This is a genomic window from Pseudomonas sp. 3A(2025) (assembly GCF_054589175.1).
The window spans coordinates 1-10292 of sequence record NZ_BAAILM010000040.1 but is presented as its reverse complement, the minus strand read 5'-3'; the positions used below and the strand labels follow the sequence as shown (position 1 = coordinate 10292).

The 10292-nt window shown below is 61.5% G+C and carries 8 protein-coding genes, 1 tRNA gene and 1 pseudogene; 2 read left to right on the top strand and 8 right to left on the bottom strand.

The annotated features are described in order from the left end of the window. Positions 1-22: 22 nt before the first annotated feature. The 5 genes and pseudogenes from ACYP2A_RS17775 to ACYP2A_RS17755 form a co-directional block, all read right to left on the bottom strand. Complete coding sequence (locus ACYP2A_RS17775; RefSeq protein WP_459746949.1) at positions 23-700, bottom strand: amino acid ABC transporter permease; 678 nt, start codon at positions 698-700, stop codon at positions 23-25. Beyond that, positions 697-2295: an ABC transporter substrate-binding protein/permease gene (locus ACYP2A_RS17770; RefSeq protein ID WP_459746947.1), complete on the bottom strand. Its 1599-nt coding sequence runs from the start codon at positions 2293-2295 to the stop codon at positions 697-699. The genes ACYP2A_RS17775 and ACYP2A_RS17770 overlap by 4 nt, the downstream gene beginning before the upstream one ends. Then, positions 2289-4685, bottom strand: a complete 2397-nt coding sequence (locus ACYP2A_RS17765) for a TonB-dependent receptor plug domain-containing protein (RefSeq protein WP_459746946.1) — start codon at positions 4683-4685, stop codon at positions 2289-2291. Before ACYP2A_RS17765 ends, ACYP2A_RS17770 begins: the two co-directional genes overlap by 7 nt. Before the next feature lie 404 nt (positions 4686-5089). Further along, entirely contained in the window at positions 5090-5371 is a 282-nt protein-coding gene (locus tag ACYP2A_RS17760; RefSeq protein ID WP_459746945.1) for an addiction module antidote protein, read from the bottom strand. After that, positions 5368-5604 (bottom strand): annotated as a pseudogene (locus ACYP2A_RS17755) (type II toxin-antitoxin system RelE/ParE family toxin); the annotation flags it as partial. The pseudogene ACYP2A_RS17755 and the gene ACYP2A_RS17760, both read right to left, overlap by 4 nt. A gap of 146 nt (positions 5605-5750) precedes the next feature. Between ACYP2A_RS17755 and ACYP2A_RS17750 the strand changes: the two are divergent. Continuing rightward, positions 5751-6641, top strand: coding sequence for a LysR family transcriptional regulator (locus ACYP2A_RS17750; RefSeq protein ID WP_459746943.1), 891 nt, complete (start codon positions 5751-5753; stop codon positions 6639-6641). 67 nt (positions 6642-6708) lie between these two features. Here the strand turns inward: ACYP2A_RS17750 and gabT are convergent, their stop codons facing one another. After that, positions 6709-7989, bottom strand: a complete 1281-nt coding sequence (gabT, locus tag ACYP2A_RS17745; protein ID WP_459746942.1) for a 4-aminobutyrate--2-oxoglutarate transaminase — start codon at positions 7987-7989, stop codon at positions 6709-6711. A 178-nt stretch (positions 7990-8167) separates the two neighbouring features. Then, entirely contained in the window at positions 8168-9610 is a 1443-nt protein-coding gene (gene gabD, locus ACYP2A_RS17740) for an NADP-dependent succinate-semialdehyde dehydrogenase (RefSeq protein WP_459746940.1), read from the bottom strand. Between the two features lie 335 nt (positions 9611-9945). Here gabD and ACYP2A_RS17735 point away from each other — a divergent pair. Then, positions 9946-10022, top strand: a tRNA-Arg gene (locus ACYP2A_RS17735). A 164-nt stretch (positions 10023-10186) separates the two neighbouring features. On the opposite strand, the gene ACYP2A_RS17730 is transcribed toward ACYP2A_RS17735, so the two are convergent. Then, positions 10187-10292, bottom strand: a 106-nt coding sequence (locus ACYP2A_RS17730; protein WP_459746950.1) for a transposase domain-containing protein, incomplete at its 5' end; no start/stop codon positions are given.

Sequence of the window (10292 nt, the reverse complement as noted above, 5' to 3'; positions counted from 1 at the left end):
AGTCGTTTGTTCAACACGTCACCTACCAGCGGGCCCAGCGGCGCTCCAGAGCGCGCGCCAGCAACGAAAGGGGAAAGATGTAGAAAAAGAACGCCGCCAGCACCACGCCGTAGACCGGCAGCAGCAAGTCGGTACGCGCTTCAGCAGCAAGAATCTCGCGGGCCACGGCCAACGCCTCGCCGACACCGACCAGGCTGGCCAGCGCGGTGGACATGGTGACCACGCAATACAGGCCCAGCGCCGGAGGCAAAATCTGCCGCAAGGCCTGAGGCAGGATCACCTGGCGCAAGCGAGCCAGCGGTCCATAGCCCAGCGCGGTGGCGGCTTCCCACTGCGCCAGCGGAATGGCGCGCAGGCCGCCGCGAACGATTTCTGCAAGATTGCCGGTGGCGGGCAGCGCCAGCGCCACGACCGCCTTGAGCCAGCCGGGGATCGCCAGGCGCATGTCAAACACCCGCAGCTCATACGGCAGCAGGTGCATGACAAAAAACATCACCACCAGCCACGGTGAATTGCGCAGCAACTGGGTCAGCACCCTGGCCGGCACCCGCAGCCAGGCCATCGGCGCCAGTTGCGCGGCGCCCAGCGCAATGCCGGCCAGGCACGCCAGCAGCATCGCCGCCATGCCCATGCCCAGGTTCACCACAAAGCCGCGACCGAGCATCGGCAGCCACGGCAACAAATCGGCAAACACACTCACAGGCTCACCCCCGGCAGGCGCAAGCGCCGCTCCAGACGGTCGAGCAGCAAGGCCAGTACCGCCATCAACGCCAGGTAGGTCGCCAGCACCAGCAGCATCATTTCCACCACGTTATTGCGCTCGTTCCACAGTTCTTGCGCGCTGTAGAGCACCTCGGGCACCGCCACGGCATAGGCGATGGACGTGCCCTTGATCAACTGCACCATGTTGTTGCCCAGCGCCGGCAGGCTGGCGCGCAAGGCAATCGGCAACTGCACATGCCACATGCGCCCCCAGCGGCCATACCCCAGGGCCAGCGCCGCCTCGCGGGTGGCCTCGGGCACGGCCTTGAAGCCGGCGCGAAAGATCTCTACGGCAAAGGCGCCGTAATGCAGGCTGATGCACAACGCCGCCAGGCCGAAGGCATCGGCGTACCAAGGCAATTGCGCACCCGGCAGGCCATCGCGCAGCAAGGTGCCGATGCCGAAATACAGGAAGTACAACTGCGCCAGGCTCGGCGTGTTGCGCAGCAGCTCGACATAGCCCTGCACCGTCCAGCGCAGCACGCGCGGGCCGCGCATGGCCAGCGCACCCAGCAGGCCGATCAGGCACGAGGTGACGATGCAGATCAGCGCCAGCCTGATGGTCAGGCCGATGCCGTTAATGAACTGCTGCGCCGACCAGCCCTCGTAGAACACCGGAAAATTCCAGCCGGTGTCGCGGTTGAGCTGGCGAAAGTCCTCGGCGATGCGCTGAAAAATCAGCGGCACGCCCTGCTCGTCCAGACCGATCGCCACCGGTGCGGCAACCGCCAGCACCGGCTTATGCGGCAGGCCATAGCGGTCTTCCAGCGCTTCGATCAGCCCTTCCTTGCGCCAGGCATGGGCATAGCCGTCGAGCATCTTGCGAAATATCGGGTCGCCATGGGCGATAGCCATGCTCCACGGCGATTCCAGAATGGTCGGCAGCTTGATCTCGTAGTCCGCCCACTCGCGCTGGTTGACCAAGCGCAAACGCGCCACGGCCTCGTCCATGACCTGGCCGACGCAGCGCTGGTCACGCAGCGCCTGGGCGCTTTCGGTCAGCCCGGCAAACGCCAGGATGCGCACGCCATAACGCTCGGCCACGGCCTGGTTGTAGGTCGAGCCGTGACTGCTGCACACCGCCTGGCCGCGCAGGCTTTCCCAACTGCTGACCGTGCGGTCCTTGCGCGCCAGCAACACGGCGCCGGAGCTGTAGAAGTTGGGTTCGATAAAGTCCACCAGCCGCTGCCGCGCCGGCGTCACGCTGTAACCGGTAATGATCAGGTCACATTTGCCCTGATCGAGAAAAGGCACCCGGTTGGCACCGCTGGTCGCGACGGTCTCGCGGCGCAGCGGGCGTTGCAGGTCGGCCGACAACCGCACGCGGATGTCTTCGGCCAGATCGAGATTGAAACCCACTGCCTGTCCCGAAGGGCTCAGGTAAGCGAACGGTCGGTTCTCGACGTTGCTGCACACAGTCAGCACACCGCGCTCGGCGATGCGCTGCAGCACCGGTCCTGCATGGGCCGGCAGGCTGACGGCCAGGGCCAGCAGCACGCTGGCTGCCAGCCCGGCCAAGGCGTTTCTTACCACTGGTACGAAGCCTTCACGTAATAAAACGCCCCATTCATGCCGAACGGCGAATACGAGATGTAGTTGACGTTCTGGTGGCCCGGGTTGTTGAGGCTGTTGCGTTTGTCCGGGTAGGCGTCGGTGACGTTGTCGCCGCCGACGGTGAACAGCCAGTCCTGCAGGCGGTAGCTGGTCGACAGGTCGAGCACCCACTTGGCGGCATAGCGCTGGTCGAAATCAGGACCGCTGTTGCTGATCGCTACGAAACTGCCATAGCGCACCAGGTTGGTGTGGAAGCTCCAGTCACCCAGGCTGTAGTCGTTGCTCAGCGACAGCTTGCTGCGCGGTGCGCTGTCGGTCAGCACGCCATAGCGGTCGCGACGGTCGATGCGCTCCAGGTTCAGGCCGTTCTGGCTGAGCACCGCCGGGTTTTCCTTGACGTCGGTGACGCGGGTCTGGCTGTAGGAGTATCCGACAGAGCTGTTCAAACGGCCGCCGTTATCGAAGCGCCAGCGGTACTGCCCCGACACATCGACGCCGCGCGTGGTGGTGTCGACGGCGTTGGTGAAGTAGCGCACCGACTGGTACAGGTCGCGCTGCACACCGTTGGCCACCAGGAAGTTTTGCGCGGCGGCGTTCTGTACGTTGAGGTTGCTCGACAGGGTGATCCGGTCGTCGATGGCAATGTGGTAGAAATCCACGGTCGCGGTGAAGTCATCGAACGGTTGCAGCACCAGGCCCGCGCTGATGTTCTGCGACTTCTCGGGCTTGAGGTCGTCGGCCCCGAGCAGGCGCGCCACCGGGTCGTCGACCGAAGCGGTGCGCTGGTCCTGATAGGCGTTGATCGAAGTATTCAGTGCGCTGGTGGTCGCCGAGTAATGCTGCTGGGCCAGTGACGGCGCACGGTAGCCGGTGGACAGGCTGCCACGCACGGCCACTTGCGGAGTGAAGTCGTAGCGGCTCGACAGGGAGCCGGTGGTCGCGCCGCCAAAGTCATTCGAGCTGTCGTGACGCAAGGCCACCGAGGCGCGCCACTTGTCGGTCAGGTTGGTTTCCAGGTCGATGTACTGACCAACCAGATCACGGCGATAGCTACCGCTGTCGGTGTCGCGAAAACCGGAAAAACCCTCGGCGCCGGTGCCGTAATACGACGACGCTTCGCCGCTGCTTTCCTTGTAGGTCTGGTGCTGATACTCGACACCAAAGGCTACCGACAACGGGTTGGGCAACAGGCCGGTGTCGATTTCCTTGCTGAAATCGAGCTGGTAGACCGCCTGGCTGCTCTTCAATGTACCGTCGTAGAAATCGCTCTGGCGGCTGCCGGTGTCACGAAACAGGTAACGGTTGAGGCTGTCGCGGGTATAGAACTCCATCTCGTTCTGACCGTAGTTGACGCTGGCGTCCCAGTTCCAGCCGACCACCTGGCCTTTGAGGCCGAGCAACAGGGTCTGGTCTTCGGATTCCGAATGCAGGGTCGGCCGGTAGCCGTTGGCATAGGCCTGCGCGTCGTACACCGAGGCGCGGCCGTTGCGGTAGGCATCCCAGGTGCTGCCATCGGCGCGGTTGTAGGACGCCACACCGTAGGCGGTCAGTTCGTCGGTCAGATTGTAGTCGGCATTGATCAACAGTTTGCCGTTCTTGACCTCGGGGTCGCCCAGCCGATAAGTGGTATCGCCATAACCCGGTGCGCCGGGGTTGCGCAGGTCACGCCCGGCGCGGCTGGTGAAGTCGTTAGAGTTGCCATCGAAGCTCAGGTGCAAGGCACCCTGCTCGCCAAGGGCGAAACCGGCATCGGCGTCCAGGTGACGCTGGATACCGTCGCCCTTGGTCGTCTGGCCGAGGCTGGTGGTGGCCTGACCGCCGTAGGCTTCGTTCTTGAGGATGATGTTGATCACCCCGGCGATGGCATCGGAGCCATAGCGCGCCGACGCGCCGTCGCTGAGCACTTCGACGTGATCGATGGCCGACACCGGAATGGTGTTGAGGTCCACCGGCGCCGAGCCACGGCCTTGGGTGACGTTGGTGTTGAGCAGCGCGCTGGTGTGGCGGCGCTTGCCGTTGACCAGCACCAGCACCTGATCGGGCGCCAGGCCGCGCATTTGCGCAGGGCGGGTGATACCGCTGAAGCCGGAGCTGGCCGGACGCGGGAAATTGAGCGACGGAATCAGCCGCGACAACGCCTCGCCCAGCTCGGCGCTGCCGCTGTCTTGCAAGGCCTTGGCCGACACCACCTGGATAGGCTGCATCGACTCGGCCTCGGTGCGGTTGTCGGCGCGGGTACCGGTCACGACCACGGCACTCAACTGGTTGTCCTGATCGACAGGCTCGGCGGCCAGCACATTCATGCTGGCAACGACGCCAAAGACGGCCACGGACAACGGGGTGGCAATAAAACGTTTGTTGGTTTTCATGACGACAGCACCTGACATGACACGGCCAGCCCGCCGGGCTCGACTGTGGGTGAGACACACCTGAGTGAAGGTTGAAAAATGGCGAGCGGGCCAATCCCTGGCGCCATGCATGCGATAAATCTTCCGGAACTGTTGCAGAGCGTGCCAGCCGGGTGCGTGCAATCTACTGGCGCGGGGCCAGTCTATAAATTGAATATTTGGGGGCGACCATTAACCTTTGCTCAAGGCTATATGAAGGCATATGGATATGCATTTTTTGCATATGTGTGCAGCGGGCTGGATTCGTCGATTGAATCCCTCAGCATTGCGCCGAGGCGAAGTACTCTGCGTTGAATATCTTGTGCTGGGTCGGTTCCGGCTGTAGGGCTTCCGATCAAAACAAAAGGAGCCAATCGGCTCCTTTGCTATACGTGCTGAGCGGTCAGTTTCACGCCAAGCGCATTCATCACCTTCAAAACCGTGTCATATCTTGGCTTTGCACCGGGAGCCAGAGCCTTGTAGAGGCTTTCGCGATTGATACCGGCGTCCCGGGCAAGCTGGCTCATTCCCCGTGCTTTAGCCACTTCCTGCAGAGCACGAAGGAAAACGTCAGGGTTTGGGTCTTCCAGGGAAATGCTCAGAAACTCAGCGATTTCCTCATCGTTGTTCAGATAGTCAGAAGCTTCGAAAACCTTCAACTCTCTCATTTACCACTTTCCTTCTCGATCTCGTCGAGGATGGATTTCGCTAATTTGATGTCGCGCTTCTGCGATGACTTGTTGCCGCCACACAGTAGCAAATACACCACTTCGGCGCGTCTTGTGTAGTACACACGATAACCCGGTCCAACGAAGATCCGCATTTCGCTGATTCCGTGTCCGACCGGCTCACAGTCACCAAAATTGCCTTCCTGTGCAGCCATGATGCGATTCAGAACTTTGTAGCCGAACTACTACACATCCAGCAATGGAACTCGATCACTTTTTGATCAGGTCTATAGGGTGCCCATGCTATGTGTATTTGCCGCAAGAGGGCAGGCGCGTAAACTCCAGCATCGCTTGATCCCCCTGCCGTCCGGGACGCCGTATGAATCTTCGTCAAATGGAAGTGTTTCGCGCCATCATGCTCACTGGCAGCATCGCTGGCGCTGCCGAGTTGCTGCATATCTCGCAATCGGCCGTGAGCAAGATGCTCAGTCATACCCAGCAACGCACCGGCTTGAAGCTGTTCGAGCTGGTCAAGGGCCGGCTGGTCGCCACCACTGAAGCGCGGCAGTTGTATGAAGAGGTCGAGCGGCTGTGGCGCAATGTCGAGAAAGTCCATGCCATGTCCAAAGAGCTGGCCAACCCGGACAAGGGCAACCTGTACATCGCTGCCTCGCCCAGCCTGGGCATGAGCGTGGTGCCGCAAAGCGTGGCCGACACGGTCAAGGAGCGGCCCGAACTGCAGGTCAAGGTCATCCTGCCGTTACCCGCCGGCATGATCGATGCGGTGGCGGAAAAGATCGTCGACATCGGCATCACCACCTTTGAGGTCAACCACCCGAGCATCACCGTGCATGCGCGCTTCAGTTGCCCGCTGGTGTGCATCATGTCGCCCTCGCACCCGCTGGCCAGCCACACCTCGATCACTCCGCACGACCTGATCGGCCACCGGCTGATTTCAGTGCCGCTGCAAGAGCTGTACGGCATCAGCGAAGAAAAGGTCTACGGCGAGGCCTTGCCGCATTTGAACATCGGCCTGGAAGTACGCTCCGGGCTGATCGCCAGCCTGTTCAGCCGCGCCAGCGGCGAAGTGGCCGTGGTCGATGCCATTGCCATTTCCGACAACCTGATCCCGGAGTTGCAGGTCAGGCCGTTCGTGACCAGCGAAAGCATTGATATCGCGGTGATCCACAACAGCTACAAACCGCTGTCGCCGCAGGCCTTGAGGTTTCGGGAATTGCTGATGTGCCGGTTGCAGGCGCTGTCGGCCTGATGTGTCTGTATAGGCCGCGCCTGTAAAAAAACCCGCCGAAGCGGGTTTTTTATTCAGCCATCCAGCATCAAGCCAGTTCGTCGAAGCACTCGGCGACCAGGGCAATGCCTTTTTCCAGTTGCTCGTCAGGAATGGTGACGGGCATCAGGAAACGGATCACGTTGTAGTACGTGCCGCACGACAGCAGGATCACGCCTTTTTCGCGGGCACGGGCCACGACCTTGCCGACCAGTTCGGCAGCCGGTTTGCTGTGGTCGCCGTTTTCGAACAGCTCGATGGCAACCATCGAACCCAGGCCGCGCACGTCGCCGATGACCTTGTGCTTTTCAGCGATCTGGCGCAGGCGCGCCTTCAGGGTTTCGCCGACGGCGTTGGAGCGCGCCAGCAGGTTTTCTTCGTCGAACACTTTCAACACGGCCAGGGCCGCAGCACAGGCAATCGGGCTACCGGCATAGGTGCCGCCCAGGCCGCCTGGGGCGATGGTGTCCATGATCTCGGCCTTGCCGCACACGCCGGAGATCGGGAAGCCGCCGCCGACCGATTTGGCGAAGGTGGTCAGGTCCGGAACCACACCCAGTTGTTCGGTGGCGAAGAAGGTACCGGTACGACCGGCGCCGGTCTGCACTTCGTCGGCGATCAGCAGGATGCCGTGCTGATCGCACAGGGCGCGCAGGCGGCCCATGAACGCTGGCGAGTTGACGTAGAAACCGCCTTCGCCCTGCACCGGCTCGATGATAATCGCGGCGATGTCTTGTGGCTGGGCATCGTTCTTGAAGATGCGCTCGATGCTGGCGATCGACTCGTCTTCGCTCACGCCGTGCAGCTCGCACGGTGCCAGGGCGCGGAACACGCCGGCTGGCATCAGGCCCATGCCGGCCGAGTACGGTACGACCTTGCCGGTCAGCGACAGGGTCATCATGGTGCGGCCGTGGTAAGCGCCGGTGAAGGCGATCACGCCGGTACGGCCAGTGGCAGCACGCGCGATCTTGACGGCGTTTTCAACAGCTTCGGAGCCTGAGGTCACCAGCAGGGTTTTCTTGGCGAAGTCGCCCGGCACGCGCTTGGCGATTTCTTCGCACAACTCGATGTACGGCTCGTAGGCCAGCACCTGGAAGCAGGTATGGGTCAGCTTGGTCAGCTGTTCCTGAACGGCGGCGATCACTTTAGGGTGCAGGTGGCCGGTGTTCAGTACCGCAATGCCGCCCGCGAAGTCGATGTATTCACGGCCTTCGACGTCCCACACAGTGGCGTTTTCAGCGCGCTCGGCGACGATCGGGTGGATCTGGCCTACGCCACGTGGGACAGCGGCGGCACGGCGTTGCAGCAGGGATTCGTTGGTCTTGCTCATGAGTTCCTCATTCGCCGTTCATCGTCGGCGTGGTTCAAGGATTCAGCGGCGGGAGACAACCGGGCCAGCATGCGATGATCGACTGGCGCGGCCTTCCGGCCACCATATTGGTGTACAACGCAAAAACCGATGAAGCGTCGCTCTCGCGCCCCATCGGCTGTACAGCTCCCTGCGTCGATTAAACCGACAGGCAGAGGTATTTGATTTCCAGGTAGTCTTCGATGCCGTACTTGGAGCCTTCACGGCCCAGGCCCGAGGACTTGATGCCGCCAAACGGCGCCACTTCGTTGGAGATCAGGCCGGTGTTGATACCCACCATGCCGTACTCCAGCGCTTCGGCGACACGGAACACGCGGCTCATGTTTTGCGCGTAGAAGTACGATGCCAGACCGAACTCGGTGTCGTTGGCCAGAGCAATCACTTCGGCCTCGTCCTTGAAGCTGAACAGCGGCGCCAGCGGGCCGAAGGTCTCTTCTTTGGCGACTGCCGCATTCTTCGGCACGTTGACCAGAATGGTCGGCTCGAAGAACGTGCCTTCGAGGCTGTTACCGCCCGACAGCACTTTCGCGCCTTTGCTCAGGGCATCGGCGATGTGTTCCTTGACCTTGGCCACGGCTTTTTCGTCGATCAGCGGGCCGGTAGTGATGCCCTCTTCCAGACCGTTACCGATCTTGAGCTTGGCCACAGCGGCTTTGAGCTTCTCGGCGAACGCCTCGTAGACGCCTTCCTGCACATAGATGCGGTTGGCGCAAACGCAGGTCTGACCGTTGTTGCGGTACTTGGAGATGATCGCGCCTTCGACTGCCTTGTCCAGGTCAGCATCGTCGAACACGATGAAAGGCGCGTTACCGCCCAGCTCCAGCGACACTTTCTTGATGTCGTTGGCGCATTCAGCCATCAACTGGCGACCGATTTCGGTGGAGCCGGTGAACGACAGCTTGCGCACGATCGGGTTACCGGTCAGCTCGCTGCCCACTTCGCCGGCGCTGCCGGTGATCACGCTGAACACGCCCGCCGGAATGCCGGCACGCTCGGCCAGCTCGGCCAGGGCCAGCGCGGAATACGGGGTCTGCGAAGCAGGCTTGAGCACCATGGTGCAACCGGCTGCCAGCGCAGGACCGGCCTTGCGGGTGATCATCGCGGCAGGGAAGTTCCACGGGGTAATCGCGGCGGTCACACCGATCGGCTGCTTGAGCACGATCAGGCGCTTGTCCGGCTGGTGGCCCGGGATCACGTCACCGTAGACGCGCTTGGCTTCTTCGGCGAACCACTCGATGAACGAGGCGGCATAAGCAATTTCGCCCTTGGCTTCGGCCAGCGGCTTGCCCTGCTCCAGGGTCATCAGGCGGGCCAGGTCGTCCTGGTTCTCGATCATCAACTCGTACCAGCGACGCAGCTTGGCACCACGCTCCTTGGCGGTCAGTGCACGCCAGGCCGGCAGCGCCTTGTCAGCGGCCTCGATGGCACGGCGAGTCTCGGCAGCGCCCATCTTCGGCACGGTGCCCAGTACTTCGTTGGTGGCCGGGTTGTTGACCTTGATGGTCTGGCCACCGTCTGCGTCCAGCCAGGCACCATTGATATAGGCTTGCTGGCGGAACAGTTTGGAATCCTTGAGCTGCATGTCGGCCTCCTGAATAGCACCGCGCAGACGCGGAGCGGGCTGATATAGAAATGGCGCCGCATGGGGCACCACTAAGGTTTTTTATTCGCCGTATCCTGGCGCACGAAGCTTAACAGCAGGAAGGCCGAACAGGAGCGTTTGAAATCTCAAACGAATCCTAGGGATTGTGGCGATAAAGGACAATAGGGCGTTCAGAAAAAAGAACGGATTGGCAGCGGTGGTCAGGCGCTTTGGGGATGAATGGCAGGTTAAGGCAAGAAAGTGTGCGAAATTGACAACGCGTGCTCGTCAGCATGGACGCACGGGCGATTGATGAGTATTATGGCGCCCGCATTGCACCTGTAGCTCAGCTGGATAGAGTACTGCCCTCCGAAGGCAGGGGTCATGGGTTCGAATCCCGTCAGGTGCGCCACATATGTGAAAAAAGGCTCAGGTGAAAACCTGGGCCTTTTTTGTTCGTTTGATCCCTTTCAACCTTTACATCAGCCACCAAAAGCCAACGCCTCTAGGGCATATGTGAAGAAACCAACCGTAAGCGCGCCATAAACCCCACTCTTTACAAGATGGGGTTTTTCGTCATCGCGGGATCTGCGGCGAGCAGTTCCACGGCAGCAAGGCTTCGAAGTCTTCCACCGACACCGCCTGGGGCAGACGCTCCAGCACGTGTCGTAGCCATGCATAA

Bases quoted from the DNA above. Each gene is read 5' to 3' on its own strand.
- gabD (WP_459746940.1), bottom strand. From the start codon at position 9,610: ATGCAGCTCAAGGATTCCAAACTGTTCCGCCAGCAAGCCTATATCAAT.
- ACYP2A_RS17765 (WP_459746946.1), bottom strand. From the start codon at position 4,685: ATGAAAACCAACAAACGTTTTATTGCCACCCCGTTGTCCGTGGCCGTC.
- gabT (WP_459746942.1), bottom strand. From the start codon at position 7,989: ATGAGCAAGACCAACGAATCCCTGCTGCAACGCCGTGCCGCCGCTGTC.
- ACYP2A_RS17760 (WP_459746945.1), bottom strand. From the start codon at position 5,371: ATGAGAGAGTTGAAGGTTTTCGAAGCTTCTGACTATCTGAACAACGAT.
- ACYP2A_RS17750 (WP_459746943.1), top strand. From the start codon at position 5,751: ATGAATCTTCGTCAAATGGAAGTGTTTCGCGCCATCATGCTCACTGGC.